The organism is Aquabacterium sp. OR-4, assembly GCF_025290835.2.
Taxonomy (GTDB): domain Bacteria; phylum Pseudomonadota; class Gammaproteobacteria; order Burkholderiales; family Burkholderiaceae_C; genus Pseudaquabacterium.
Window position 1 is genome coordinate 1,819,787 of sequence record NZ_JAOCQD020000001.1, and the last position, 25,990, is coordinate 1,845,776.

Annotated in this window: 19 protein-coding genes and 2 pseudogenes; 8 read left to right on the forward strand and 13 right to left on the reverse strand. The window is 69.4% G+C overall.

The window, feature by feature from the left end; all coding sequences use genetic code 11:
- Nucleotides 1-2,091: a sensor domain-containing diguanylate cyclase gene (locus N4G63_RS07940; protein ID WP_260787801.1), complete on the reverse strand. Its 2,091-nt coding sequence runs from the start codon at nt 2,089-2,091 to the stop codon at nt 1-3.
- Nucleotides 2,092-2,502: 411 nt separating this feature from the next.
- Between N4G63_RS07940 and N4G63_RS07945 the strand changes: the two are divergent.
- A pseudogene (locus tag N4G63_RS07945) lies at nt 2,503-3,537 on the forward strand (tyrosine-type recombinase/integrase); the annotation flags it as partial.
- Here the strand turns inward: N4G63_RS07945 and N4G63_RS07950 are convergent.
- The 3 genes and pseudogenes from N4G63_RS07950 to N4G63_RS07960 all read right to left on the reverse strand — a co-directional run.
- Nucleotides 3,529-3,840 (reverse strand): annotated as a pseudogene (locus tag N4G63_RS07950) (JAB domain-containing protein); the annotation flags it as partial. The pseudogenes N4G63_RS07945 and N4G63_RS07950 sit on opposite strands and share 9 nt — an antisense overlap.
- Before the next feature lie 490 nt (nt 3,841-4,330).
- Nucleotides 4,331-5,539 (reverse strand): XRE family transcriptional regulator, encoded by a 1,209-nt coding sequence (locus N4G63_RS07955; protein WP_260787802.1) that lies wholly within the window; start codon nt 5,537-5,539, stop codon nt 4,331-4,333.
- Nucleotides 5,536-6,186 carry an alpha/beta hydrolase gene (locus N4G63_RS07960; RefSeq protein ID WP_260787803.1) on the reverse strand — a complete coding sequence of 217 codons (651 nt, stop codon included), beginning with the start codon at nt 6,184-6,186 and terminating at the stop codon, nt 5,536-5,538. The genes N4G63_RS07955 and N4G63_RS07960 overlap by 4 nt, the downstream gene beginning before the upstream one ends.
- A gap of 186 nt (nt 6,187-6,372) precedes the next feature.
- On the opposite strand from N4G63_RS07960, the gene N4G63_RS07965 reads away from it, so the two are divergent.
- From N4G63_RS07965 to N4G63_RS07980, 4 genes are all read left to right on the forward strand, one after another.
- Nucleotides 6,373-6,969 carry a DUF6088 family protein gene (locus N4G63_RS07965; protein WP_314599555.1) on the forward strand — a complete coding sequence of 199 codons (597 nt, stop codon included), beginning with the start codon at nt 6,373-6,375 and terminating at the stop codon, nt 6,967-6,969.
- On the forward strand, nt 6,962-7,447 hold the full coding sequence (locus tag N4G63_RS07970) for a hypothetical protein (RefSeq protein ID WP_314599556.1): 486 nt from the start codon (nt 6,962-6,964) through the stop codon (nt 7,445-7,447). Before N4G63_RS07965 ends, N4G63_RS07970 begins: the two co-directional genes overlap by 8 nt.
- 176 nt (nt 7,448-7,623) lie before the next feature.
- Nucleotides 7,624-8,391 (forward strand): exodeoxyribonuclease III, encoded by a 768-nt coding sequence (gene xth / locus N4G63_RS07975; RefSeq protein WP_260787805.1) that lies wholly within the window; start codon nt 7,624-7,626, stop codon nt 8,389-8,391.
- Between the two features lie 194 nt (nt 8,392-8,585).
- Nucleotides 8,586-9,185 carry a hypothetical protein gene (locus N4G63_RS07980; RefSeq protein ID WP_260787806.1) on the forward strand — a complete coding sequence of 200 codons (600 nt, stop codon included), beginning with the start codon at nt 8,586-8,588 and terminating at the stop codon, nt 9,183-9,185.
- A 67-nt stretch (nt 9,186-9,252) separates the two neighbouring features.
- On the opposite strand, the gene ntrC is transcribed toward N4G63_RS07980, so the two are convergent.
- The 7 genes from ntrC to N4G63_RS08015 all read right to left on the reverse strand — a co-directional run bounded on the left by ntrC (nt 9,253) and on the right by N4G63_RS08015 (nt 16,824).
- Nucleotides 9,253-10,791 (reverse strand): nitrogen regulation protein NR(I), encoded by a 1,539-nt coding sequence (gene ntrC / locus N4G63_RS07985; RefSeq protein ID WP_314599557.1) that lies wholly within the window; start codon nt 10,789-10,791, stop codon nt 9,253-9,255.
- Nucleotides 10,792-10,824: 33 nt separating this feature from the next.
- Nucleotides 10,825-11,922: a nitrogen regulation protein NR(II) gene (gene glnL, locus N4G63_RS07990; RefSeq protein WP_260787807.1), complete on the reverse strand. Its 1,098-nt coding sequence runs from the start codon at nt 11,920-11,922 to the stop codon at nt 10,825-10,827.
- Complete coding sequence (locus N4G63_RS07995) at nt 11,919-12,446, reverse strand: hypothetical protein (protein WP_260787808.1); 528 nt, start codon at nt 12,444-12,446, stop codon at nt 11,919-11,921. The genes glnL and N4G63_RS07995 overlap by 4 nt, the downstream gene beginning before the upstream one ends.
- A gap of 217 nt (nt 12,447-12,663) precedes the next feature.
- Complete coding sequence (gene glnA, locus N4G63_RS08000) at nt 12,664-14,079, reverse strand: type I glutamate--ammonia ligase (protein ID WP_260787809.1); 1,416 nt, start codon at nt 14,077-14,079, stop codon at nt 12,664-12,666.
- 237 nt (nt 14,080-14,316) lie between these two features.
- Entirely contained in the window at nt 14,317-15,117 is an 801-nt protein-coding gene (locus N4G63_RS08005) for a competence/damage-inducible protein A (RefSeq protein WP_260788669.1), read from the reverse strand.
- Between the two features lie 31 nt (nt 15,118-15,148).
- The gene (locus N4G63_RS08010) at nt 15,149-16,117 is read right to left on the reverse strand and encodes an EI24 domain-containing protein (RefSeq protein WP_314599558.1); all 969 of its coding nucleotides are present in this window, start codon (nt 16,115-16,117) and stop codon (nt 15,149-15,151) included.
- 233 nt (nt 16,118-16,350) lie between these two features.
- Nucleotides 16,351-16,824 carry a hypothetical protein gene (locus N4G63_RS08015; protein WP_260787810.1) on the reverse strand — a complete coding sequence of 158 codons (474 nt, stop codon included), beginning with the start codon at nt 16,822-16,824 and terminating at the stop codon, nt 16,351-16,353.
- A gap of 238 nt (nt 16,825-17,062) precedes the next feature.
- Between N4G63_RS08015 and N4G63_RS08020 the strand changes: the two genes are divergently transcribed.
- A complete protein-coding gene (locus N4G63_RS08020) occupies nt 17,063-18,070 on the forward strand; it encodes an LLM class flavin-dependent oxidoreductase (RefSeq protein WP_260788670.1) in 1,008 nt (335 codons plus the stop codon).
- A 91-nt stretch (nt 18,071-18,161) separates the two neighbouring features.
- Here N4G63_RS08020 and N4G63_RS08025 read toward each other — a convergent pair whose 3' ends face one another.
- The gene (locus N4G63_RS08025; RefSeq protein WP_260787811.1) at nt 18,162-18,371 is read right to left on the reverse strand and encodes an oxidoreductase-like domain-containing protein; all 210 of its coding nucleotides are present in this window, start codon (nt 18,369-18,371) and stop codon (nt 18,162-18,164) included.
- A gap of 19 nt (nt 18,372-18,390) precedes the next feature.
- Nucleotides 18,391-22,410: a phosphoribosylformylglycinamidine synthase gene (gene purL, locus N4G63_RS08030; RefSeq protein ID WP_314599559.1), complete on the reverse strand. Its 4,020-nt coding sequence runs from the start codon at nt 22,408-22,410 to the stop codon at nt 18,391-18,393.
- Between the two features lie 108 nt (nt 22,411-22,518).
- Here purL and map point away from each other — a divergent pair, with 108 nt between their 5' ends.
- Nucleotides 22,519-23,328 (forward strand): type I methionyl aminopeptidase, encoded by an 810-nt coding sequence (map, locus tag N4G63_RS08035; RefSeq protein WP_314599560.1) that lies wholly within the window; start codon nt 22,519-22,521, stop codon nt 23,326-23,328.
- An 11-nt stretch (nt 23,329-23,339) separates the two neighbouring features.
- Nucleotides 23,340-25,988: a [protein-PII] uridylyltransferase gene (locus N4G63_RS08040; RefSeq protein WP_314599561.1), complete on the forward strand. Its 2,649-nt coding sequence runs from the start codon at nt 23,340-23,342 to the stop codon at nt 25,986-25,988.
- The last annotated feature ends 2 nt before the right edge of the window (nt 25,989-25,990 follow it).

Below are 25,990 nucleotides of genomic sequence, written 5' to 3' on the forward strand. Positions count from 1 at the left end.
TCAGCTGCTCGACACCACCCGCAGATTGCCACGCGCCGAGCGCACCGAGCCGCGGCCACTGCGCTTGGCCTCGTAGCAGGCGGCGTCGGCCTGCTCCAGCCATTGCGCCACCGTCTCGTGCTGCGGCCCCAGCTCGGCCACGCCAAGGCTGGCGCCCACGCGCAGCATGCTGCCGTTCCACGGCACTCCGGCCTCGGTGATGGCCAGGCGCACCTTCTCGGCCACCATCAGCGCGCGGTCGTGGTCGCAATGCGGCAGCAGCAGCGCAAACTCGTCGCCACCCAGGCGTGCCACGGTGTCGCTGCCGCGCACCCGCGAGCTGATGGCCTGGGCCACGGCCACCAGCATGGCGTCGCCGGCGGCATGGCCGGCGGTGTCGTTGATCGGCTTGAAGTGGTCCAGGTCGATCATCACCACCGCCGCCGGACGGCTGGCCGGCTGGCCCGAAAACTCGAAGGACAGGGCCTGCTCGAAGCCCTTGCGGTTCATCACGCCGGTCAGTGCGTCGTGCATCGCCGCGTGCTCGAGCTGGCGGCGTGAGTGCACCTGGTCGCTGACATCGTTGACGCTCCAAATGGTGCCGGCCTGGCGGTCGAAGGTGTCAACCGGCCGCGCGCGCAGGCCGCCCCAGAACACCCGCCCGTCCATGTGCCGCAACTGCCATTCGCCGGCATACGAATCGCCTTCGGAGAAAGCCGCTCCCACCTGCTCGCCCAGCGCGGCGTAGTCGTCGGGCGAGGCGAAGATGCTCACCGTGGGCTGACCCAGCAGCGTGTGCTCGGCATAGCCCAGCAGCTTGCAGAACTCGGCGCTGACCAGCTCGAAGCGCTGGTTGCGCGTGAAGGCGATGCCCACCGGCGCGGCGCTCATCACCGAGCCCAGCTTGCGCAGCACCTGGGCATTGAAGTCTTCCATCTGGCGGCGCTCGGCCCACACATGGCGCAGGGTGCGCGACAGGCGCCCCACCTCGCCGTCGGCCTTGGGCCAGTCGCCCTCGGCGTCGCCTTCCAGCAGCCGCGCGGCGCGGCGCTCCAGCGCGTTCAGCGGCTGCAGCTGCCAGCCGAGGTAGACGATCAGCAGCCCCGACAGCAGCACGGCCAGGCCGGCCGCGGCCTGCATCGAGCGCAGGCGCGCCTCGTGCAGCGGCGCCAGCAGCGCGCTGCGGTCCTGCAGGCGCCACACATGCCAGCCGCTGCCGGCATCGGTGGCGGTGGCCACGATGTGCGGCTCGTCGTGGGCCTGGGCATCGTCGGCCCAATGGGCTGGCCGACCGGCCGCCACCCAACGCGCATGAGCCGCGGCCAGCGCCGGCTCGTCGGCCACATTGGCCATCACCCGCGAACGCTGCGGATGGGCCACGATGTGGCCGGCCGGATCGGTCACGATCACCTGGGTGTCCTGCGGGCCCTCGGGCGACTGGGCCAGGTCGGCCAGCAGGTCGCGGCTGGTCAGGCGCAGCGCGCCGCCCACACTGCCGCGCAGGCCCTGGGCATCGAGCAGCGGCTGCAGAAACACCACCACCGGCTCGCCCGCCACGCGGCCGGCCAGCGGCTCGGAGATCACGCCGCGCCGCTCGCGCAGCATGGTCTGGAAGTAGTTGCGGTCGCCCAGCTCGGTGCCCGGCGTGCGCATGCCCAGCGCATCCACATACACCTGCATGTGGCCCCGCGGCGTGGTCACGAACAGGTTCGCGAACATGCCGCGCAGCACCGCCTGGCGCTCGAGCAGCTGGCCCAGGCGCCTGGGGTCCTGCACCGCCTCGTTGTCGATCTGCGGGGCCAGCGCCGTGAGCGCCTGGCGCATCACGTCGATGCGGCGGCCAATGGCCATGGCGCTGCGCATGGCCTCGCCCTGCTCGCGGCGCGCGGCCTGGGCCAGCACATCCTGCTCGGCGCGGTGGGTGGTCCAGCCGACCGACAGGGTCATGCCCAGCAGCAGCGCCAGCAGGCCGCCGGCCGCCAGGCGCGCCTGCAGCGTGCCCTGCCACTGGCGCGGATGCCAGCGGGCCAGGCGCTCGCGCCAGACCCGCCGCGCCCGCAGCTGCGGCGATGCATGCGGCTCGTCGTCGCCCAGGAACAGATCGGCATCCATCAAGACACTCCAGCACTGCGCCGAGCGCCGGCCGGCCACACGACGAGGCCGGTCCGGGCGATCGGACCATGAACCTCCGAGTCTGCGGCGCCACGCCCAGGCCAATGGGCTGAACAGGCCCTGACTGGCCGGCCACTTCTGCCGTGCGCGCCGCGCGCTGCCAACCGGTGCGCCCCGTGGCCGGCCCGGCATGCACCGCCAGCCGCGCCGGGCGCGCCGGATAATCCGCGCCACCGCCCTTGCCGCCACGCCGACCGATGAAACTCGCCACCTGAACTGTGCATGGGGGTCCTGGGCGATTCCAGGATGTCCCAGGTTGTCCTGAATACCCTATATGTGACAACGACTTAGCGACACACCTTGTCTCAAGCCGTTCCGGCCGATTTCTTGAGATCCCGATCGGCTGGGGGTATGGTTGGGGGTACGGATCGACCGATACCCCCAGTGCTGACGACCCTTCAGATCAAGTCGGCCAAGCCGGCCGAACGTGCCTACAAGCTGGCCGACACGGGTGGCCTGTTCGTCCTCGTCCAGCCCAACGGCTCGAAGCTCTGGCGCTACAAGTTCAGGCTGGACGGCGTCGAAGGTCTGCAGGCGCTCGGGGCGTTCCCCGAGGTCACGCTCGCCGACGCGCGGCACGCGCACGCAGAGTCGCGCAAGCTAGTTGCCAAGGGCGTTCACCCCGTCCAAGCTCGGCGCGATGAACGAGAGAGTCGCGCCCAGGCGGAACTACACCGCGTCAAGGGCAGCTTCGGCGCGGTGTGTGCCGACTGGAATGCCGCGACGGGTGCGGACCTTCGGCCAGCGACGGTCCTGCAGCGCAACCGGGAGATCGAGAAGGACCTGACGCCCCGCTTCAAGGACCGGCCGATCTCGAAGATCACGCGCCTCGAACTGACCACTGCGCTGAAAGAGGTTGAGGCAAGAGCACCCGAGGTCGCGCGAAACCTGCGCAACTACCTGTGGGGCATCTTCGAGTACGCCATCGACTCCGGGCTGATCGCCGACAACCCCGTGCCGCCGGTTCGCGTGCTGCGCAAGCGCAACCAGGAGAACCACCCCGCCCTATCGCCCGACTTGCTGGGTGAGTTCCTGCGCAAGTTGGATGCCATCGACACGATCCACGAGCAGACGCGGATCGCGATGCTGCTCGTCGTGTTGACGGCCTGTCGCAAGGCCGAAGTCACCGGCGGCAAGTGGAGCGAGATCGACCTGAAAGCAGCCGAGTGGGAAATCCCCGCCGACCGGATGAAGGCCGGCCGCGCCCACTGGGTGCCGCTCTCCCGTCAGTGCGTGAAGCTGCTGCAGGAGCTGCGGGCGCTCGTTCCCGAGGGCAGCGTCTACTTGTTCCCCAATCGACTCGATCCCGATCGGCCGATGGCTGTGCGCCAGGATCACCGCCGCAGCGTTCAGCGACAGCGCTTCCTTCACCACCTCGCGCGGGTACACCGAGGTCTGCGTCACCGTGCCGCGAAACATCTGCTTCAGCGCGATGATCCGGTGCTGCGCATCGAGGAACAGCACGCAGAACACCTCGTGCTCCAGCACCCCGATCTCCAACCGCAGATGGTCCTTCACCGCTTGCGGCGACGACATCGTGGCACCACGCCGCACGCGGTGGGCCAGCACGCGCCGCGCGTGGCTCAGCACCTCGTCGGCAAGTGCCGGTCGGTACTGGCCGTCGACATCGCGCACCAGCAGCGCATCGCTCGCAACGGCAGCAGAAGAAGGGATCGAAGAAGACGACATGGCGGACTCCGGTGTGTCGGGCGGGATTGCCCGAGACCGGAGCACCACGGCGCAGCGCAGCCGTCAGGGTTCGAAGACGGCCGCAGGCCGCAAGCGCTCGCCCCGCGAGCGCGCAGACCTTGACGGCGAGAACGGCGTGGTAGCGTGGGTCGACACGGCAAGCCCACACGACCTTTCCATGAGTGAGGCCCGTACCAGGGCCCTGGCTTCCTTCGCGCGCGGAGCTATCGCGCTTTGTTTGCCTGGGCGAGCACTGAAGCCGCCAGTTCCTTGGTCTCGTCAGCGTAGCGACTACTGGCGAGGACGCGCGCCGCAACATCCTCCATGACGGCCCCCGACTGTCTGCCGGTACCGCGCTGAGCAAGGGCTGAGGCGGCCAGACTTCGGGCTACCTGTGATGCTCGCGGATCCTGAAGCGTTTCGGCCGCGAGCTTCGCTACGCGGGTCGAGGTCTGTTTGACGTTCTTACTCATTCAACCTCCGTCAGATATCAGTTCTTGCGTGGACTGCGAAAGGGCACCACCGTACTGGGTACATGCGACGAGCTCGCGGGCACTTCCGAAGGCTGCCGAATGCGCGCGAGTTGAACCACATTGCCACGGCCTTGAAAGTAGCCCTCCGGCAACCCAGCAAGCATTTCAATGTCATGGGCAGCGAGCCCAAGATGACGAGGGATCGCTTCCAGCGGCATGACGTTCTCTTCGACGAGTAGGTCGATCGTGCGACGTAGCAGGCGCGGACGCTCAGGCGGCCTGTCGCCATCGCCCGGCTCGGACTTGGCACCCCATCGAGCTGATCGGCGCTTGAACAGCGCTTGAGCACCGTCAGCGTCCAGCATCTTCAGAGCACGCAACCGCATCACGATCGCGCCAACGGAAACACCCCAGCGTCGTTTGAGCAGCAACAGATCGTCCAAGGTGACCGGCATACGCACCTCGGACGCGAAGGTCTCCGCAGGGAGCAGAAACGCGCCGGCGAAGTTATGCGCTTGCTGCTCAAGCTGCTTGTGGCGCTCGCGATCTGTGGGTCGAGCGACGTGCCTGTGCAGGACGAGGTGGCCGATTTCATGCGCAAGATCAAAGCGACTTCGGTACCCGTTGTCTTTGTCCGCGGAGAGGAGCACCAGCGGCCGACCGAGTGCCGCACTCCACGCGGACAGCCCCTCGATCTGAGCGATCCCCGTTTCTTCGCGGATAAGTACGACTCCAGCGCCTTCAACAGCCAGCGCTAGATCCTGGATGGCCGATCGACCGAGCCGCCAGAGATCGCGACACTCCGACGCCGCCAGTTCGATCTCTTCGCTTGTGATCTGCTCAGGGTCGGTGAAGTTTCGGCTCGGGAGGTTCAACGCCGGGAAGTCTACGAACTCAGTCAAGGCCAACGCGATGTCTTGAGCCCACTCCATCCGAGCTTCCAGCATGGCTCGCGCAGCCACATGCGCGGAGGCGTTGCTCCGGAAGAGCGGCAATGAAACCTTCTCCGCAGGAGGCCTGGTAAACCATTCGGGCGTCACATTGACAACGCCGGCCAATCGATCGAGCGCTTCTCGCTCTGGAGCTTGGGCTCCAGCGCGCCACTTGCTCACCGTCGCTGGCGACACCCCCACGAGCGAAGCGAGCTGCGCTTGGGTCAGGCGGCGCGCGGCCAGCATCTGGCTTAGGCGATCGCTCTGAAACCCCTGAACGCCACCGCGGCTCATGACGAGGTGCCGTCCACGTCCTTCTTGCCGATGTTCTTCTTGAGCTTCGGCACGGCCAAGTCGATTTGGCTGGGCTCTTGGACGTCATAGCGCTTGGCGAAGACCTCCAGCGGCTCGCGGAACAGCCAGCCGCGCATGTACCGGTCGGGTACTGCGATCTGGATCGAGGTGGGCGATTCAGGCTGGATCTGCAGAGACCCCGAGAAGCAAGCCACGAAGAACGCCACGGCTTCAGCCGGCGGCTGGTACTGATCGAACAACTCCGGCTGCACAAGTGGCTCGATGGCCTTGTTTGCGAACGCCATCTGGCGGCGTGTCTGGCTGCGGCGTCCGTTGATCCAGAACCCTTCGGGAATGTTGAACCTGGCGAGGGTGAAGACGCCAGTGCGGCCGGTGACCAAGCCGTTGCCCTGGATGGCCGTAGGCGTCGCCTCAGCCGCCGCAAGCGCGCGGTAGAAGGCTTCGTTCATGTTGAAGTGCCTCAGCTGGCCGACGACATGCGGGAGGTGGCCTTCATCCATCCCCTTGGCTGCGGCGTACGCTCGCGCAGCACCTGCATTGAGTGCGTCTTCGACGCCGAGCACAAGCTCGCGCGGGATGCTGCGCAGGAGCAGGCCTGGGATCGTGTCCTTGGTGGGCGGATTCATGCTCTGGGTCACCTCGTCATCGATTTCGCTTAGGCGGATTCTATACTTATTTTATTTCGCTTAACCAGTTTGGATCGTGGGTGCGCACAGGCCCCTCATCGAGGAGCGCACCTGAAGCCTCCAGGAACCGATCCACTTGAATTTCGTCAGAATTCGTTTCATACTTCTGACAGCCAAGGAATGAACGTGTCCAACCTCGCCCAGCAAGTCCTCGCGCACGCCGCCTCGATGCCGGAAGGCGCCAGCCTGTCCGCCAAGGCCCTGCTGCACCTGGGCAGCCGGGCTGCGGTGGATCAGGCGCTGTCGCGCCTGGCGCGCAGCGGCGAACTGCTGCGCGCCGGGCGGGGCGTCTACGTCCTGCCGGTGAAGGGCAAGTTCGGCGCACGGGCACCGGAAGTCGCCAAGGTGGTCCAAGAATGGGCCAGCCAGCGCGGCGAAACGGTCGTCGGTAACGGCGCGGCTGCAGCGAATGCGCTGGGTCTGACGACCCAGGTGCCGGTGCGCCAGGTCTTCCTGACCTCGGGCCGCAGCCGCAAGCTCAAGCTCGGCGCGCAGACGGTCGAGTTGAAGCATGCCCCGCCGTGGCAACTGCTCTATCCAGGGCAGGCCGCGGGCGAAGCCATCCGCTCGCTGGCCTGGGTAGGGCCGTCGGGATCCCAAGCGGCGCTCGGTCAGCTCAGGCAAAGGCTGCCGGCGTCGGAACTGCTGGCCGTCGCCAACGCACGCGCGCGCCTGCCGACGTGGCTTGCGAGCCAGGTCAGCAGCCTGGTGACCCGTGCCTGAATACTTCGCCCTGCCGCGCGAGGATCAGCGCGAAGCGCTGCTCGTCGCGGCAGAGCGTTCGGGCCGTCCCCTGCACTTGCTCGAGAAGGACGTGTGGGTCGTCTGGGCCCTGCGCCACCTGTTCACCGGACCGCACGCGCAACACCTGGTCTTCAAGGGCGGCACATCGCTCGACGCTGCCGGCTTCGCCGACAGCGCCGCGAAGGACCGCGCATTGGCGCTCGCCGTCGCAAAGCACAAGAGCATCTTCTTCGCCGAATCGATGCCAGACGGTGCGCCCATCGACTACCGCGCAGCGGTCACCGGTGCACTGGATCTGGCACCGAGCGGCGAAGCGCGGAAGACGCTGGCCGAGGACTACCAGCGCATGGTCGAGGACGGCCTGCTCTTGGACGACGCCGAACCCTTCGACGTCCTGCTGAAGCGTTGCCAGGCGCTTGCGCTCAAGGTGAACGCGGCGGCGCTGGGGGCCGCATGACGCTCTGCCCGCGCATCCAAGAACGCGTGCCGACGACCGCTTGTAGGATGGTGACAACAGATTGCCGCCCAGCGCCATCGCCTGGGTTCGCAGCGGAAAAAACTGGGGGTATGCGTGGGGGTACCGACCATACTTCAATAAATAAAGTTCAATAAAAACAGTAACTTAGGACTGCTTTGAAACTCGCCACCTGGAACGTCAATTCGCTGGCCGTGCGCCTGCCCCAGCTGCTGGACTGGCTGGCCGCGCAGCAGCCCGATGCGCTGGTGCTGCAGGAAACCAAGCTCACCGACGACAAGTTTCCGCACCAGGCCCTGGCCGAGGCGGGCTGGCACAGCGCCTGGCATGGCCAGAAAACCTACAACGGCGTGGCCCTGCTGGCGCGCGAGGCGCCACTGGACGTGGTGCGCAACATCCCCGGCTTTGCCGACGAGCAGGCGCGGGTGATTGCCGGCACGGTGGCCGGCGTGCGAGTGGTGGGGGCCTATTTCCCCAACGGCCAGGCGCCCGGCAGCGAGAAGTTTGCTTACAAGATGGGCTGGCTCGACGCACTGACCGCCTGGCTGCGCAGCGAGCTGGCCGCCCACCCGCGGCTGCTGTTGCTGGGCGACTACAACATCGCCCCCGACGACCGCGACGTGTTCGACCCGGTGGCCTGGGCCGGCCAGATCCATTGCACCGACGAAGAACGCGCGCATTTCCGCGCCCTGCTGGAGCTGGGCCTGCACGACGCGTTTCGCCTGTTCGAGCAGCCGCCCAAGAGCTGGAGCTGGTGGGATTACCGCAACCTCGCCTTCCGCAAGAACCAGGGCCTGCGCATCGACCACATCCTGGTCAGCGAGGCGCTGCGGGCGCAGGTGCGGCAGTGCAGCATCGACAAGCAGCCGCGGCGCAACGAGCGGCCCAGCGACCATGCACCGGTGATCGTCGAGTTGGCCATGTGAAGCCTTGGCCGGCCGGCCGCGACTGTGGCACCATCGCTCTTGCGGCTGAACTGAGCGACAAGGCGTCCAGTGCCAGCAGATGCGCGGCTGCCAAAGCAGCCGGATCAACTTGAAAGCACCCCAGACAGGCGAGCGAGGGCAGTAAGGTGGCACAGTCGAGATTCCCGCGGCAGGCGGGCAAGTCGCCAGTCACCATGGGCAGTCGCCTGTGGCAGCAGTTGCAGGAATGGCGGCATACGCCAAGCCGGCCAGCAGCCGCCGAGCCGTCCGACGACGGCTCGCCGCGCGCCAGCGGCGAACTCACCACCCAGCCCCCACCCAGCCGTGGCCAGGCCTTGCGCGAGGCCTACCGCACGCTGCGCCAGCGCATGGACAGCCGGCCGGCCATGCGCCAGGTGCTGCCGCATCTGGCCGCCATCGAGCGGGCGCTGGGCCGCCACGGCTCGCGCGCGCTGCACAAGCTGCCGGTGCCGGTGCTGCACCGCGGCCTGACCCAGCTCACGCTGCTGCAAAGCGATGACGACGCCCCGCTCGATGCCGCCAGCCTGCGGGTGCTGCGCCTGCGCCTGATCGAGGCCATCGCGCTGCGCAGCGCGCCGGTGGCCGGCAGCGACGCCGAAGCCGACCGTGCCGAGCGCCCGGTGCGCCGCGCCCTGCCCTCGGCGCCGCGGGGTTTTGCGCCGTCCAGCCACCTTGGCGCCAGCACCCTGCCGCAGGGCATGGAGGTGTCGGAGGTGTCGGCCGACGCCTTCGACGAGGCCGAGCGCACGCTGGGCCTGTCGCGCCGGCACTGAGCCGGCACTGAGCCGGCGGGCAGCCGGCACTGAGCCGGCGGGCAGCCGGCCCGCCGGGCAGCCCGGCTCAATCGTCCAGGCCCAGTTCCTGGATCTTGCGCGTGATGGTGTTGCGGCCGATGCCCAGCTTGTGCGCCGCCTCGATGCGGCGGCCGCGGGTGATCTCGAGCGCGGTGTGGATCAGCTGTCCCTCGAACTGCCGGGTCAGCGTGTCCCAGACCTGCGGGTCGCCCGATTCGAGCAGGCGGCGCGCCTCGCGCTGCAGGTCGTTCAGCCAGCCGGCCGGGGCCTGAACGGCCGGCGCCATGGCGGCCGTCGGCACCTCAGGTGCCATGCCGGGCGCCGGCGAGCCCAGGCTGACCCAGGCCGGCGCCGAGGCCGGCGCTTCGCCCATCGCCACCGGCTGGCCGCCGCCCGACGACAAGGCCGGCGCGCCAGCCGCCAGCAGCGGCGCCTCGCTCAGCAGCTCGGGCGGCAGGTCCTTGGGCTCGATCACCTGGGCCGGGGCCATCACCGTGAGCCAGTGGCACACGTTCTCGAGCTGCCGCACATTGCCCGGAAAGTCGAAGGCCATCAGCCGCTCGAGCGCGGCCTCGGTGATGCGCTTGGCCTCGACGCCCAGCTCCTTGGCGCTCTTGGCCAGGAAAAAGCGGGTCAGGCCGGCGATGTCCTCGCGGCGCTCGCGCAGCGGCGGCAGGCGCAGGCGGATCACATTGAGGCGGTGGAACAAGTCCTCGCGGAAGCCGCCTTCACGCACCCGCTGCTCCAGGTTCTGGTGCGTGGCGGCGATCACCCGCACATTGGCCTTCAGCGGCTGGTGGCCGCCCACGCGGTAGAACTGCCCGTCGCTCAGCACACGCAGCAGGCGGGTCTGCAGATCGAAGGGCATGTCGCCGATTTCGTCGAGAAACAGCGTGCCCTCGTCGGCCTGCTCGAAGCGCCCGCGCCGCGTGGTCTGCGCGCCGGTGAAGGCGCCGCGCTCGTGGCCGAACAGCTCGCTTTCGAGCAGATCCTTCGGGATGGCCGCGGTGTTGATGGCGATGAACGGGCCGGCCGCGCGCGGGCTGTGCTTGTGCAGCGCACGCGCCACCAGCTCCTTGCCCGAGCCCGATTCGCCGGTGATCAGCACCGTGACATTGCTCTGGCTGAGCCGGCCGATGGCGCGGAACACGTCCTGCATCGCCGGCGCCTGGCCCAGCATCTCGGGCATCTGCGCCTGGGCGGTGTCGCGCACCTGCTCGCGCACGCTCTCGTCGACCGCGCGGCGGATCAGCTCCACCGCCTTGGGCAGGTCGAAGGGCTTGGGCAGGTACTCGAAGGCCCCGCCCTGGAAGGCGCTGACCGCGCTGTCCAGGTCGGAGTAGGCGGTCATGATGATCACCGGCAGGCCGGGCAGGCGCTCCTTGACCTTGGCCAGCAGGTCGATGCCCGAGCCTCCGGGCATGCGGATGTCGCTCACCAGCACCTGCGGCGCGTCGTCGTCGAGTGCGGCAAGAACGTCGCGGGGGTTCGAGAAGCTGCGCGTGGCGAACTGCTCACGGGCCAACGCCTTCTCGAGCACGAAGCGGATGGATTGGTCGTCGTCAACGATCCAGATGGGTTTCATGCGGCAGCCTGGTTGCCGGACCCCGCACCTTGCTCATGGCAACGGGATCACGATACGGAACACGGTCTGGCCGGGCTCGCTGTCGCATTCGATCATGCCCTGGTGCTGCTGCACGAACGTCTGCGCCAGAGTCAACCCGAGGCCCGATCCGCCATCACGCCCCGAAACCAGCGGGAAGAAGATGCGATCGCGGATGTCCTCGGGCACGCCCGGTCCGTTGTCCTCGATATGCAATTCCAGTGCCAATCGAAAACGCTGCTTGCCGATGGTGACCTGGCGGGCCACCCGCGTGCGCAGCACGATCTGCGCGTCGCCCGCGGCCATGCGCTCGGCCAGCGCCTGGGCGGCGTTGTGGGCGATGTTGAGCACCGCCTGGATCAGCTGCTCGCGGTCGCCACGAAACTCGGGGATCGAGGTGTCGTAGCTGCGCTTGACCGCCAGGCCGCGCGGAAACTCCGCCAGGATCAGCGAGCGCACCCGTTCGCAGACCTCGTGGATGTTGACGTCGCTCACCACATGCGGCCGGCGGTGCGGCGCCAGCAGTCGATCGACCAGCGCCTGCAGCCGGTCGGCCTCGTGGATGATGACCTGGGTGTACTCGGTGAGCTCCTTGCTCTCGATGTCCATGGCCAGCAGCTGCGCCGCGCCGCGGATGCCGCCCAGCGGGTTCTTGATCTCGTGCGCCAGGTTGCGGATCAGCTCCTTGTTGGCCTGCACCTGGCCGAGCGCGCGCTCCTCGCGGTCTTGCTTGGTCTGCTGCTCGATCTCGAGCATCTCCACCAGCACGCGCTCGCCGCCGTGGTGGTCGATCTGGGTGACGATCACATGCACCGGCAGCAGCTCGTGCGCGGCCACCGGCGCACGGCGCAAGGTGCCGTCAAAACGGCCGGTGCTGATCTCGTTGCGCGACACCGAATCCACCGTCTCGCGCAGCTGGCGCGGGTCGACGAACCAGTCGAACAGGTTGCCGCGCATCAACGAGCGGCGCGACAGGCCGGCCACGTCCTCGAGCATGGCGTTGACGAACAGCATGCGGCCATCGGGCCGCACCACGGCCACCATGGTGGCCAGCAGATCCAGCGCGTCGAAGCGCGAGCCGCCGTTGCCGGCCGAACTGTTGGGCGGGCTCATGGGGCGATCTTGGCCAGTTCGCGCTTGATGGCGGCCACGTCGCTCTCGCTGCGGGTGACGGCCGCCTTGAGCTCGGCCGTGCGGTCGAGGTACTTCTGGTAGTTGCGCTCGTCGCCGCGCCGCTCAGGCTCGCCGTTGTTGTAGTCGCGCCGCAGCTGGGCCAGGCGTTCTTCCTCGCGGCGCAGCTCGGCCTCGAGGATGCGGCGCGCATCGGTGTCGCGCTGGCGCTGGGCGGCGGGGTCGACCTTGGCGTCCGAGGCGCGCGGCGCGCTGCTGGCCGCACCCGCCCCGGCACTGGCACCGTTGCCGGCCGTTGCCGCACCGCGCGGCCGGCCGCCCTGCACGATGGTGATCGGCGCGCCGTCGATCGTGCGGCAGCCGCGCGCGCGCGCCTCCTCGGCGCTGAGCATGTTGGTGAATTCGTCGGCGCCGCCGGTCTTGCCCGGGCAGCGGTACACGGCGCCGCCCTGCGCCGCCACCGGGCCGGCCGCCAGGCAGCACGCCGCCAGGGTGGCCCGTGACATGAAAACGAGGAAGGTGCTGCGCATCGTCAATCGGCCCGATCAGGGCCCCACCGGCGGCCCGCCGGCGCATTGTGGCCCACGGTGGGCCGCGCTCCGGCAGCCCGCAGACCCCGGCACGCGGGTGGCCGCAGGCGCGGCTGGCAGGCCAAAAAAAAGGCGGCTTGCGCCGCCCTCGTCCTGCGGCCGCGGCAACCCGGCAAGGGCCGCCGCCTGGCCATCAGAGCGTGTAGTACATGTCGAACTCGACCGGGTGGGTGGCCATGCGGAAGCGGGTCACTTCCTGCATCTTCAGGTCGATGTAGGCGTCGATGTAGCTGTCGGTGAACACGCCACCCTTGGTCAGGAAGCTGCGGCCCTTGTCCAGGTACTCCAGCGCCTGCTCGAGGCTCGAGCACACGGTCGGGATCTTCGCGTCTTCGTCCGGCGGCAGGTGGTACAGGTCCTTGGTGGCGGCTTCGCCCGGGTGGATCTTGTTTTCCACGCCGTCCAGACCGGCCATCAGCAGCGCCGCGAAACCCAGGTAGGGGTTCATCAGGGGATCGGGGAAGCGGGCTTCCACGCGACGGCCCTTGGGGTTGGCCACGTAGGGGATGCGGATCGAGGCCGAGCGGTTCTTGGCCGAATAGGCCAGCTTCACCGGAGCTTCGAAGCCGGGCACCAGGCGCTTGTAGCTGTTGGTGCCGGGGTTGGTGATGGCGTTCAGTGCACGGGCGTGCTTGATGATGCCGCCGATGTAGTACAGCGCGAACTCGCTCAGGCCGGCATAGCCGTCGCCAGCGAACAGGTTCTTGCCGTCCTTCCAGACCGACTGGTGCACATGCATGCCGCTGCCGTTGTCGCCGACGATGGGCTTGGGCATGAACGTGGCGGTCTTGCCGTAGGCAGCGGCCACGTTGTGGATGATGTACTTCTGCAGCTGCACCCAGTCGGCGCGCTGGATCAGCGTGCTGAACTTGGTGCCGATTTCCATCTGGCCGGCGTTGGCCACCTCGTGGTGGTGCACCTCCACCGGGATGCCCACCGATTCAAGGATCAGGCACATCTCCGAGCGCATGTCCTGGCCGCTGTCGACCGGGGGCACGGGGAAGTAGCCACCCTTGACCGCCGGACGGAAGCCGTTGTTGCCGTGCTCGTATTCCTTGCCGCTGTTCCAGGCCGCTTCTTCCGCGTCGATCTTGTAGAAGCAACCCGACATGTCGTTGCCCCAGCGGATGCTGTCGAACACGAAGAACTCGGGTTCGGGGCCGAAGTAGGCGGCGTCGCCCAGGCCGGTGCTCTTCATGTAGGCCTCGGCGCGCTTGGCCAGCGAGCGCGGATCGCGCTCGTAGGGCTTGCCGTCGGCGGGATCAACCACGTCGCAGGTCAGGATCAGCGTGGGTTCTTCGAAGAACGGGTCGATGTTGGCCGTGTTCGGGTCAGGCATCAGCTGCATGTCCGACGCTTCGATGCCCTTCCAGCCGGCGATCGACGAGCCGTCGAAGGCGTGGCCTGACGTGAACTTGTCTTCATCGAAGTGGGACACGGGCACAGAAACGTGCTGTTCCTTGCCGCGGGTGTCGGTGAAACGGAAGTCGACGAACTTGACTTCGTTTTCCTTCACCATCGACATCACGTCGGCGACGGTCTTGGCCATCAAGAATCTCCTAGCGGGGCGCAGTGCAAACGATGGAATGGGTGTGGTGTGTGGCCTCTCGCAGCCGGGAAAACCCAGGGCGCGGAGGCGCACGGCAATGTAGCAGAAAGCATGCCTGCGACCGCCCACCGGCGCACGCCACCGCGGCACGGCGCACCAATGCATGGCATGCGCCCTGGCCAGGCCCATCCCGCTGATGCACCAAGATGGCGACATGTGTCGCCCCGTTTTAGGGCGTTAGTCTCGCACCATTTCGGGGCCGAGCTGGGCGTCGACCGCCACCAGCCCGCTGCGCAGCTGCTCGAACGCCGCCGGCACGGCCTCGGCCGCGCCCTTGACGCCCAGCTCGATGTGGCGTCCCCACTGCGGATGGTCGACGCTGGGCAGGCTGAACACCTTGATGCCGGGGTGCGCGGCCTCCACGGCCTCCATCAGCGGCGTCAGCGCCGCCTCCATGGCGCCCATCACGATCAGCGAGCGCTCGCGCTGGCGCATGCCGCCGTGCAGCCCGGCGTAGCGCTGGTCGAGCACCCAGGCCACCATCGGATGGGCCATCACCGGAAAGCCGGGCACGAAGTGCACATCGCCTACCGAAAAGCCGGCGATCTTGTTGTAAGGGTTCGGGATGATCTCGGCTCCGGCCGGAAACATGCCCATGTTCAGCCGGTGCTGGTTGTCGGCGCGCTCGGGCTCATAAGGCAGGCCCTGCTCGCGCGCCACGTCGCGCATGCGTTCGCGGATCAGCTCGGCGGCCTCGGGCTGCAATTCCAGCGGCCGCTCGAGCGCCGCCGCGGCGGCCTGGCGGGTGTGGTCGTCGGGCGTGGCGCCAATGCCGCCGCAGCTGAACACGATGTCGCCCGAGGCAAAGGCCTCGCGCAAGGTGGCGGTGATGCGCTCGCGGTCGTCGCCCACGTAGCGCGCCCAGGCGAGCTGCAGGCCGCGCTCGGCCAGCAGCTCGATCACCTTGGGCAGGTGCTTGTCCTGGCGCTTGCCGGAGAGGATTTCGTCGCCGACGATGATGAGACCGAAGCTGGGCATGTGCGGGTGCGGGTGCGGGGGTGCGGACAGATCAGGACACTGGCGGCGGCAGGAAGGGGGGCGCCGACGGCCCGGGGGCCGAGGGCGGCGCCGGCGGGCGGGTCGACGACGACGGCGCAGCGGCCGGCGCCTCGGCGTCGATCACCATCGGGTCGTCGGCGGCATGCAGGGGCTGCACGGCGGCCCGGGGCGCGGGCTCGGCGTCGCGCACATGGCGCAGCGCGGCCAGCGCCGCCAGCACATAGTGCGTGAACCACAGCGCCGAGAACGCGAACACCAGCGTGTACAGCCACACCGACAACGCGATGAACAGGGGCGCGAAGATCAGCGTCATCGCCCCGGCCGCCCACAGCAGCGATGGCGCGGCGCCCAGGTAGCCGGTGATCACGCCGATGCCCATCAGCGGCATGCGGTGCTCGCGCAGGATCTGCCGGCGCTCGTCGCGGCTGGCGTGTTCGGCCAGCGCATCGAAGCTCATCACGCGGTAGGTGAGCCAGCCCCAGATCAGGGGCGGCAGCACCAGCACCAGCGGCGGGATGAACCACAGTGGCAGGCTCAGGCCCATCAGCAGCAGGGCCAGCAGCGTGCAGCCCACCGACCAGGCCAGGCTGCCGAGCCAGCCACCGCCACGCTTGCGCTCCATCGCGGCAAAGCGCCGCTCGGCCACCAGGTTGACGATGGACGGCCCCATCAGCATGGCCACCAGCAGCACCGACAGCACGACGATCATCGGCGCCACCAGCAGCACCACGATCAGTGGCGCCAGCACCGAGCGGAACGAGGCGCCGGCGATGGATTCCACCCACTTCAGCGCGGCATCCACCAGCAGCCAGCTTTCCAGCGTGGCCCGCACGCCGGCCACGGCGGTCTCCCAGTACATCCAGCCCAGGCCCAGCGCCAGGGCCACGCCGATGCCCAGCGGCAGCAGCGACAGGCCGATGATCTTGGGGTGCAGGCAGTAGGCGGCGGCGCGCCAGAACGAATCAAGCAGGAGTTTCATGGCCGCGGCAGCATACACGCCGGGCGAACTGGCACCGGCCGCCTTGCGACGCAGGGTGCCAGGCCGTTGACCGAGCGCCACCCGGGCCGACCGGACGGCGCCACGCGCTCAAAAGCGTGTGATTGAACCGTCGCCAGCGGGCTCAGGGTGGTTCGAGCAACGCAGCCGTACTGCCGTACGGCGAGTCGCGCAGGGCCGCCATGGGCCGGCGCAGCAGGTTCATTCACACCTTGTCAGTTGGCCAGCGGTCCGCCGGCGCCCGGCGCGCGCAGGACGCAGCGCTGCTGCACGCAGGCCGCGCCAGGATCGGGCAGGTACTGGCAGTTGGACATCATGCCGCTGGCGGCTGCGCGCTGGCGTTGCAGCGTGGCCAGTTCGGCCGACCAGGCTTCGAGCTTGCGCGCCCGCGCCGCCGGGCCCGACCAGGCCAGGTACTGCCCCGGCCCGCCGCAGGCCTTCTCGCCCACCGCCAGCGTGCGGCACTGCGCGTCGCTGTCGCAGCGGGCCTCGCCGATCTCGCCGCGGATGCGCGCCATCAGGGCCGACTCGGGCGTCGCCTGCGGCGGGGTGGCCACGGCGGCCGGAGCCGGCATCTGGGCCTGGCAGGCGGCCATCAGCAGCAGGCCGGTGGCGCCAGCCAGGGCGCAGGCGAAGCGTGAGCGTGAGCGGTGCAAGGGCATGGCGATCGAGAGGATCTTGGCGGGCATGGCGATCAGGCGATCAGGCGGCCGGAGCTGCTGCCGGCTGCCGCACCGGCCGCGCCCCCGGCCAAGGGCAACAAGGCTGTGATCTTGCCCCAGCGCAGCGCCCGTGCTGTTGCGGGCCGGCAAAGAACCCCGCGCGGCAACGGGCCGAAAGGCTTCGCGGCATCATGGTGGCACCAGCCTGCCGGGCCGCCCCCAGGGCCAGAACCGGCAGGCGCAGCCTGAAGGTATCCCCGTGACCCTGCCGCCGTTGTCCGTCCTTGATCTGGCCCCGATTCCCGAGGGCGCCGATGCCGCTGCCGCCCTGGCCCGCTCGCTCGCGCTGGCACGCCAGGCCGAGGCCTGCGGCTACCGCCGCTTCTGGCTGGCCGAGCACCACAACATGGACGGTGTGGCCTGCTCGGCCACTGCGGTGCTGGTGGGCCATGTGGCCGGTGGCACGCGCCGCATCCGGGTGGGCTCGGGCGGCGTGATGCTGCCCAACCACGCCCCGCTGACCGTGGCCGAGGCCTTCGGCACGCTGGCCACGCTGTACCCCGAGCGCATCGATCTCGGCCTGGGCCGCGCCCCAGGCACCGACATGGCCACCGCCCGCGCGCTGCGCCGCCACATGGACGGCGCCGGCGAGGACGATTTTGCGCAGGAGGTGCAGGAGCTGATGCACTACCTCGAGCCGGCCCAGCCCGGCCAGAAGGTGCGCGCCATTCCCGGCCAGGGCACGCGGGTGCCGGTGTGGCTCCTGGGCTCCAGCCTGTATGGCGCGCAGCTGGCGGCCTATCTGGGCCTGCCCTATGCCTTTGCCTCGCACTTCGCGCCCGATCTGCTGGACCAGGCGCTGGACATCTACCGCCGCAGCTTCCGCCCCTCGGCACGCTGGCCCCGGCCGCATGCGATGGTGGCCGTGAACGCCGTGGCCGCCGACAGTGACGACGAAGCCGCCACCCTGGCCACCTCGCTGCAGCAGCGTTTTCTGGCCATGCAGCGCGGCGAGCGTGGCCCGCTGCCGCGGCCGGTGGACCCGGCCGCTTTTGCCCGCATGGGCACGCCGCAAGAGCATGCCGGCGCCGCGCGCATGTATGCCTGCAGCGCGGTGGGTGCGCCCGACACGCTGCGCGCGCAACTGCGCAAGATCGTCGAGCGCACGCAGGCCGACGAGCTGATCATGGCCGGCGCCATCCACGACGATGCGGCGCGGCTGAAGTCGTGCGCGCTGGTGGCCGAGCTGGCCGGCGCCACGGCAGGCGCCTGAACGGCGCGCGGCCCCGAGGCACGGCCGCCGCGCGCGCGCTCAAGGCTCAAGCTCCGCGCTCGCCTTCAAGGCTCACCCCCCGGGCTCGCCTTCAAGGCTCGAGGGCGAACAGCGACTCGTCGCGCCAGTAGGCCACGGCCGAGAACCAGCCCTCCCACACGCAGCCGTTGCAGCCGCGGCCGCAGCAGCCCACCGGCTCGGGCGGCGGCTCGCGCAGCGCCACGCCGGCGCTGGCCGCGCGGCCCTGCAGGTGCTGGATCACGGCCAGGCCGGTGGCCCGGTCTTCGATGGCAAAGTCCATGGCCCGCCCGGCGGCCGGATCAGCCCACCCAGCGGCGGGCGTTGCCGAACATGCGCTGCCAGGGGCTGGCGGCGGCGATGTTGCCCGGGGTCCAGCTCATCTGGGCTTGGCGGAACACGCGCTCGGGGTGCGGCATCAGCGCGGTGAAGCGGCCGTCGGCGGTGGTCACCGCGGTCAGGCCGCCCGGGCTGCCGTTGGGGTTGAACGGGTACTGCTCGGTGGCCGCGCCATGGTGGTCGACAAAGCGCATGGCCTTGGCCACCTGGGCCTCGTTGCCGCGCTGGCTGAAGTCGGCATAACCCTCGCCGTGCGCCACGGCAATGGGCAGGCGGCTGCCGGCCATGCCGGCAAAGAAGATCGAGGGGCTGTCCAGCACCTCCACCAGGCTCAGGCGGGCCTCGAACTGCTCGCTCTTGTTGCGGGTGAACTTGGGCCAGTGCTGCGCGCCGGGGATGATGGGCGACAGCGCGGCCAGCATCTGGCAGCCGTTGCACACGCCCAGCGTGAAGCTGTCGGGCCGCTGGAAGAAGGCCGCGAAGGCTTCCGCCAGGGCCGGGTTGAACAGGATCGAGCGCGCCCAGCCCTCGCCGGCGCCCAGCGTGTCGCCATAGCTGAAGCCGCCACAGGCCACCAGGCCGCGGAACTGGTCGAGTCGGGCGCGACCGGTCTGCAGATCGGTCATGTGCACGTCGTGCGCCTCGAAGCCGGCCTGGGCCATGGCGTAGCTCATCTCGACATGCGAGTTGACGCCCTGCTCGCGCAGGATGGCCAGCTTGGGCCGGCTGAGGTTCAGGTACGGCGCGGCCACGTTCTCGGCGGCGTCGAAGCCCAGGTGCACATGCAGGCCGGGGTCGCCCTCGGCGCCCACTGCCGCATGCTCGGCCTCGGCGCAGGCCGGGTTGTCGCGCAGCCCGGCAATGCGTGCGCTGACCTCGTCCCAGGCCTGCTGCAGCGTGCGGATCGGCGCGCTGAACTGGGCCTTGGTGTCGCGCCACACCTCCACGGTGCGCGTGCTGTTGGTGCTGCCGACCACATGGCTGTGCCTGGACAGCCCATGCTGGCGCAGCACGGCCATGGCGGCATCGCGCTGGGCGCGCGCCACCTGCAACACCACGCCCAGCTCCTCGTTGAACAAGGCCTTGAGCGTGAGCTCGTTGCGGCGCTCGCCGACCTGGCTGGCCCAGTTCTTCGAGTCGCCGTATTCGGCGCGGCTGTCGCTGATGCCGTCGCCCTCGGTCACCAGCAGGTCGACGTTCAGGCTCACGCCGGTCTGGCCGGCAAAGGCCATCTCGCACACCGCGGCCCACAGGCCGCCGTCGGCGCGGTCGTGGTAGGCCAGCAGCAGACCCTGGGCACGCAGCTGGTTCACCGCGGTCACCAGGGCCTTGAGCTGGGCGGCGTCGTCGAGATCGGGCACGCCATCCTCGACATGACAGCCGAACTGGCCAATCACCTGGGCCAGCATCGAGCCGGCCATGCGGTTCTTGCCCTGACCCAGGTCGACCAGGATCAGGCTCGACTCCACCGGCTGCAGCTGCGGCGTCAGCGTGCCCTGCACGCTGTCGAGCGAGGCAAAGGCCGTGACGATCAGGCTCACCGGCGCGGTCACCTGCCTGGGGCCAGCCGCGTCGGCCCACTTGGTGCGCATCGACAGGCTGTCCTTGCCCACCGGAATGCCGATGCCGAGCTGCGGGCACAGGTCCATGCCCACGGCCTTGACGGTGTCGTACAGCGCGGCGTCTTCGCCCGGCTCGCCGCAGGCGGCCATCCAGTTGGCGCTGAGCTTCACGCGGCTCAGCTCGATGGGCGCCGCCAGCAGGTTGGTGATGGCCTCGCCCACCGCCATGCGGCCCGAGGCCGGCGCATCCAGCGCGGCCAGCGGCGTGCGCTCGCCCATGCTCATGGCCTCGCCGCGCAGGCCGGCGTAGTCGGCCAGGGTCACGGCGCAGTCGGCCACCGGCACCTGCCAGGGGCCGACCATCGGGTCGCGGTGGCTCATGCCGCCCACAGTGCGGTCGCCGATGGTGATCAGAAAGCGCTTGCTGGCCACCGTGGGGTGGCGCAGCACGGCCAGGGCCACATCGGCGAGCACCACGCCGGTGAGCTTGAGCGGCGCCTCGCGGCGGGCCACGCGGGCCACGTCGCGGTGCATCTTGGGCGGCTTGCCCAGCAGCACGTCCATCGGCATGTCGATGGGCCGCTCACCGCCGGGGCCGTCTTCGAGGATCAGCGCGCGTTCGTCGGTGGCCACGCCCACCACGGCAAACGGGCAGCGCTCGCGCGCGGCCATCTGCTCGAACAGCGGCATCAGCGCCGGGTCGATGGCCAGGGTGTAGCGCTCCTGGCTTTCGTTGCACCAGATTTCCTTGGGCGCCAGGCCGGTTTCTTCCAGCGGCACCTGGCGCAGGTCAAACGTGGCGCCCTTGCCGGCACCGTCCACCAGCTCGGGAAAGGCATTGCTGATGCCGCCCGCGCCGACGTCGTGAATGGCCACGATGGGGTTGCGCTCGCCCAGCGCCCAGCAGTGGTTGATGACCTCCTGCGCGCGGCGCTGGATCTCGGGGTTGCCGCGCTGCACGCTGTCGAAATCGAGCGCGGCGGTGTTGGTGCCGGCGGCCATCGAGCTGGCGGCGCCGCCGCCCATGCCGATGCGCATGCCCGGGCCGCCCAGCTGCACCAGCAGCGTGCCGGCGCCAAAGGGCAGCTTGTGGGTCTGGCCGGCGCTGATCTGCCCCAAGCCGCCGGCAATCATGATCGGCTTGTGGTAGCCGCGGCGCACGCCGGCCACATCCTGCTCATACACGCGGAAGTAGCCGCCCAGGTTGGGCCGGCCGAACTCGTTGTTGAAGGCCGCGCCGCCCAGCGGGCCGTCGATCATGATCTGCAGCGCGCTGGCGATGTGCTCGGGCTTGCCCACCGCATCGCGCTCCCAGGGCTCGGCCAGGCCCGGCAGGTGCAGGTTGCTGACACTGAAGCCGGTGAGGCCGGCCTTGGGCCGCGCGCCGCGGCCGGTGGCGCCTTCGTCACGGATCTCGCCACCGGCACCGGTGCTGGCGCCCGGGAACGGGCTGATGGCGGTGGGGTGGTTGTGCGTCTCCACCTTCATCAGCACATGCGCCACCTCATGGCGCGGGCCGTACACCGGCGCGTTGGTGAAGCCCTGCGGCAGCCAGCGCTCGACCGGTCCGCCCTCCATCACCGCGGCGTTGTCGCTGTAGGCCACGATGCTGTGCTGCGGGCTCAGCTTCTCGGTGTTGCGGATCATGCCGAACATCGACAGCGGCTGGCGCTGGCCATCGATGCTGAACTCGGCATTGAAGATCTTGTGGCGGCAGTGCTCGCTGTTGGCCTGGGCGAACATCATCAGCTCCACGTCGCTGGGGTTGCGGCCCAGCTTGGTGAAGGCGTCGGCCAGGTAGTCGATCTCGTCGGCCGACAGCGCCAGGCCCCAGTCGGCGTTGGCCTGCCCGAGCGCCGCCTTGCCGGCGCCCAGCACATCCACATGGGCCAGCGGCTCGGGCTGGCGGGCGTCAAACAGGTGCTGGCCGGCCTCGCGGGCGTAGGCCACGCTCTCGGTCATGCGGTCGTGCAGCAGCAGCGCGCAGGCCTGAAGCTCGGCCTCGCTCAGCGGCTTGGCCGAGCCGATCAGCGGGCTCTTGAGCTGCAGGCGGAACTCGGTGACGCGCTCCACCCGGTGGATGGCCAGACCGCAGTTGTGGGCGATGTCGGTGGCCTTGCTGGCCCAGGGCGACACCGTGCCCAGGCGCGGCAGCACCACCACCAGCGCGGCATGGGCCTCGTCCTTGCCCGGCTGGTAGGGGTCGCCATAGGTCAGCAGGCCAGCCAGGCGGTCTTGCGCGCCCGCGTCCAGCGCGGCATCGCTCCACACCCAGTGCACATGGCGCGCCGCCACGCCGGTGATGCGCTCGCTCACCGCCTGCAGCCGCGGCAGCAGGGCCTGGGCGCGAAAGGCCGACAGCGCGTTGCCGCCCTCGACGAAGAACACGGTGGGACTGAAGGGCGTGGTGGTCTGCGGCATGGCTACCCGGGTGGCGTCGACGAGTGGCTTCCATGGAGCGCGGGCCGAGGAAACGGCCATGCCCATGAAAACCCTCGATTCTACTTTGAGGTGGGATAATTGCCGGTTATGCCGATCACCCTCAAGACCGCTGCCGACATCGAAGGCATGCGCATCGCCGGCCGCCTGGCCTCTGAAGTGCTGGACATGCTGACGCCCCACGTCAAGCCCGGCGTCACCACCGAGCAGCTCGACAAGCTGGCGCACGACCACATCGTGAACGTGCAGGCCGGCATCCCGGCGCCGCTGAACTACCAGCCGCCCGGCTACGTGCCCTACCCCAAGTCGATCTGCACCTCGGTCAACCACCAGGTCTGTCACGGCATCCCGAACGACAAGCCGCTGAAAAACGGTGACATCGTCAACATCGACGTCACCGTCATCAAGGACGGCTGGCACGGCGACACCAGCCGCATGTTCGTGGTGGGCGAAGGCAGCATCGCGGCCAAGCGCCTGTGCGCCATCACCTACGAGGCCATGTGGAAGGGCATTGCCAAGGTGCGGCCCGGCGCCCGCCTGGGCGACATCGGCCATGCCATCCAGACCTTTGCCGAGGGCCAGGGCTTCTCCATCGTGCGCGAGTTCTGCGGCCACGGCATCGGCAGCAAGTTCCACGAAGAACCGCAGGTGCTGCACTACGGCCGCCCCGGCACGCTCGAAGAGCTGGTGCCGGGCATGATCTTCACCATCGAGCCGATGATCAATGCCGGCCGGCGCGAGATCCGCGAGCTGGGCGACGGCTGGACCATCGTCACCAAGGACCGCTCGCTGTCGGCGCAGTGGGAGCACACCGTGGTGGTCACCGACACCGGCTACGAGGTGCTCACCGTGTCGGCGGGCAGCCCGGCGCTGCCGGCCTTCATGGGCGGCGGCGCCTGAGCGGGCCCCCCGTGCGCAGTCCTGACTCGGCACCGGGCCAGCCGGAGGCGGCGGTGCCGCTCGACCTGGCGACGCTGCGCACGCAGTTTCGCGACGGCAAGAAGGCGCTGATTGCGCATTTCATGCAGTCGCGTGCCACCGCGCCGGCCGCCACCCACCTGATCCGCAGCCTGGCCCGGCATGTGGATGCCACGCTGGCCACGCTGTGGCGCGATGCCGGCGTGGCCGATGCCCTGCCCGACGCCGCCCTGGTGGCCGTGGGCGGCTACGGCCGCGGCGACCTGCTGCCCTACAGCGATGTGGACGTGCTGCTGCTGCTGCCCAGCGGCTGCGACACCGGCGACAGCACCCGCGCCAAGCAGGCGCTCGAGGCCTTCATCACCGCCTGCTGGGACATCGGCCTGGAAATCGGCTCGTCGGTGCGCAGCGTGGCCGAATGCGTGGCCGAGGCCCGGCGCGACGTGACGGTGCAGACCGCGCTGCTCGAATCGCGCTGGCTGGCTGGCAGCAAGAAGCTGTGCCTGCAGTTCCAGAAGGCCACCGCCGCGGCGATGGACCCGGTGGCCTTTTTGCGCGCCAAGGTGCTCGAGATGCGCCAGCGCCATGTGAAGTACGAGGACACGCCCTACGCGCTGGAGCCCAATTGCAAGGAAAGCCCGGGCGGCCTGCGCGACCTGCAGGTGGTGATCTGGGTGGCGCGCGCGGCCGGCCTGGGCAAGAGCTGGGCCGAGCTGGCCGCCAAGGGCCTGATCACCCCGTTCGAGGTCAAGCAGCTGCAGCGCCACCAGGGTGCGCTGACCCTGATCCGCGCGCGCCTGCATGCCGTGGCCGGCCGCCGCGAGGACCGCCTGGTGTTCGACCTGCAGACCGCCGTGGCCGAGAGCTTCGGCTACCAGCACAGCCGCGAGCAGCGCGCCAGCGAGCTGCTGATGCACCGCTACTACTGGGCCGCCAAGGCGGTGACCCAGCTCAACCAGATCCTGCTGCTCAACATCGCCGAGCGCCTGGAAGGCAGCGAGACCGCGCCGATGCGGCCGATCAATGCGATCTTCCTGGATCGCGCCGGCATGCTCGAGGTGGTGCGCGACGACCTCTACCTCGACAACCCGCACGCCATCCTCGAGACCTTTCTGGTGTTTGCGCAGACGCCGGGCATCAAGGGCCTGTCGGCGCGCACCCTGCGCGCGCTGTACAACGCGCGCAACGTGATGAACAGCGCCTTCCGCCGCGACCCGGTGAACCGCGAGCTGTTCATGGACATCCTGCGCCAGCCGCAGGGCATCACGCATGCGTTCAGGCTGCTCAACCAGACCTCGGTGCTGGGCCGCTACCTGTGGGTGTTCCGTCGCATCGTGGGGCGCATGCAGCACGACCTGTTCCACGTCTACACGGTGGACCAGCACATCCTGATGGTGCTGCGCAATGTGCGCCGCTTCTTCATCCCCGAGCACGCGCACGAGTACCCGTTCTGCACCCAGCTGGCCTCGCAGTGGGACCAGCCCGAGCTGCTGTACATCGCCGCGCTGTTCCACGATGTGGCCAAGGGCCGTGGTGGCGACCACAGCGAGCTGGGCGCGGTGGAGGTGCGGCGCTTTTGCCGCGACCACGGCCTGGGCAAGGACGACGCGGCGCTGGTCGAGTTTCTGGTGCGCCACCACCTCACGATGAGCACCGTGGCGCAGAAGGAGGACTTGTCGGATGCCGACGTGATCCGCGCCTTCGCCGCCAAGGTGGGCAGCGTGCGCTACCTCACCGGCCTGTACCTGCTGACCGTGGCCGACATCCGCGGCACCAGCCCCAAGGTATGGAACGCCTGGAAGGGCAAGCTGCTGGAAGACCTGTACCGCAGCACGCTGCGCGCGCTGGGCGGCGCCCAGCCCAACCTCGATGCCGAGGTCGAGGCGCGCCGGCAGGAGGCGCGCCAGCTGCTGGCCCTGCACAGCGCCCTGCCCGGCACCGAAGAGCCGCTGTGGAAGACGCTCGAGCTGAGCTACTTTCTGCGCCACGACGCCAGCGAGATCGCCTGGCATGCGCGCTCCCTGTGGCGCTACCTGCAGACCACCGAGCCGGTGGTGCGCGCCCGGCCCTCGCCCGGCGTGGACGGCCTGCAGGTGCTGGTGTACTCGCCCGACCGCGCCGACCTGTTCGTGCGCATCTGCGGCTTCTTCGACCGCGCCGGCTACTCCATCCAGGACGCCAAGGTGCACACCAGCCGCAACGGCTACGCGCTCGACACCTTCCAGGTGGTGCACCCGCAGTGCGACATCGACGACCCCGCCGGCTACCGCGACCTGATCGCGCTGGTCGAGCACCAGATGGTGCAGGCCCTGGCCAGCACCGCGCCGCTGGCCGAGCCTTCGCGCGGTCGCGTGTCGCGCCGGGTGCGCTCGTTCCCGGTCACGCCCTGGGTCTCGCTCAAGCCCGACGAGCGGGCACAGCGCTGGCTGCTGTCGATCAGCACCAGCGACCGCTCGGGCCTGCTGTATGCCATCGCCAGTGTGCTGGCGCGGCACCAGGTGAACCTGCAGCTGGCCAAGGTCACCACGCTGGGCGAGCGCGTGGAAGACACCTTCCTGGTCGATGGCCCGGCGCTGCAGCAAACCCGGCGCCAGCTGCAGATCGAGACCGAACTGCTCGACGCCATCGCGCCCAAGGCGTGAGC

Bases quoted from the DNA above. Each gene is read 5' to 3' on its own strand.
- N4G63_RS07940 (WP_260787801.1), bottom strand. From the start codon at position 2,091: ATGGATGCCGATCTGTTCCTGGGCGACGACGAGCCGCATGCATCGCCG.
- N4G63_RS07955 (WP_260787802.1), bottom strand. From the start codon at position 5,539: ATGAGCCGCGGTGGCGTTCAGGGGTTTCAGAGCGATCGCCTAAGCCAG.
- N4G63_RS07960 (WP_260787803.1), bottom strand. From the start codon at position 6,186: ATGAATCCGCCCACCAAGGACACGATCCCAGGCCTGCTCCTGCGCAGC.
- N4G63_RS07980 (WP_260787806.1), top strand. From the start codon at position 8,586: ATGGGCAGTCGCCTGTGGCAGCAGTTGCAGGAATGGCGGCATACGCCA.
- ntrC (WP_314599557.1), bottom strand. From the start codon at position 10,791: ATGAAACCCATCTGGATCGTTGACGACGACCAATCCATCCGCTTCGTG.
- glnL (WP_260787807.1), bottom strand. From the start codon at position 11,922: ATGAGCCCGCCCAACAGTTCGGCCGGCAACGGCGGCTCGCGCTTCGAC.
- N4G63_RS07995 (WP_260787808.1), bottom strand. From the start codon at position 12,446: ATGTCACGGGCCACCCTGGCGGCGTGCTGCCTGGCGGCCGGCCCGGTG.
- glnA (WP_260787809.1), bottom strand. From the start codon at position 14,079: ATGGCCAAGACCGTCGCCGACGTGATGTCGATGGTGAAGGAAAACGAA.
- N4G63_RS08005 (WP_260788669.1), bottom strand. From the start codon at position 15,117: ATGCCCAGCTTCGGTCTCATCATCGTCGGCGACGAAATCCTCTCCGGC.
- N4G63_RS08010 (WP_314599558.1), bottom strand. From the start codon at position 16,117: ATGAAACTCCTGCTTGATTCGTTCTGGCGCGCCGCCGCCTACTGCCTG.
- N4G63_RS08015 (WP_260787810.1), bottom strand. From the start codon at position 16,824: ATGCCCGCCAAGATCCTCTCGATCGCCATGCCCTTGCACCGCTCACGC.
- N4G63_RS08025 (WP_260787811.1), bottom strand. From the start codon at position 18,371: ATGGACTTTGCCATCGAAGACCGGGCCACCGGCCTGGCCGTGATCCAG.
- purL (WP_314599559.1), bottom strand. From the start codon at position 22,410: ATGCCGCAGACCACCACGCCCTTCAGTCCCACCGTGTTCTTCGTCGAG.
- map (WP_314599560.1), top strand. From the start codon at position 22,519: ATGCCGATCACCCTCAAGACCGCTGCCGACATCGAAGGCATGCGCATC.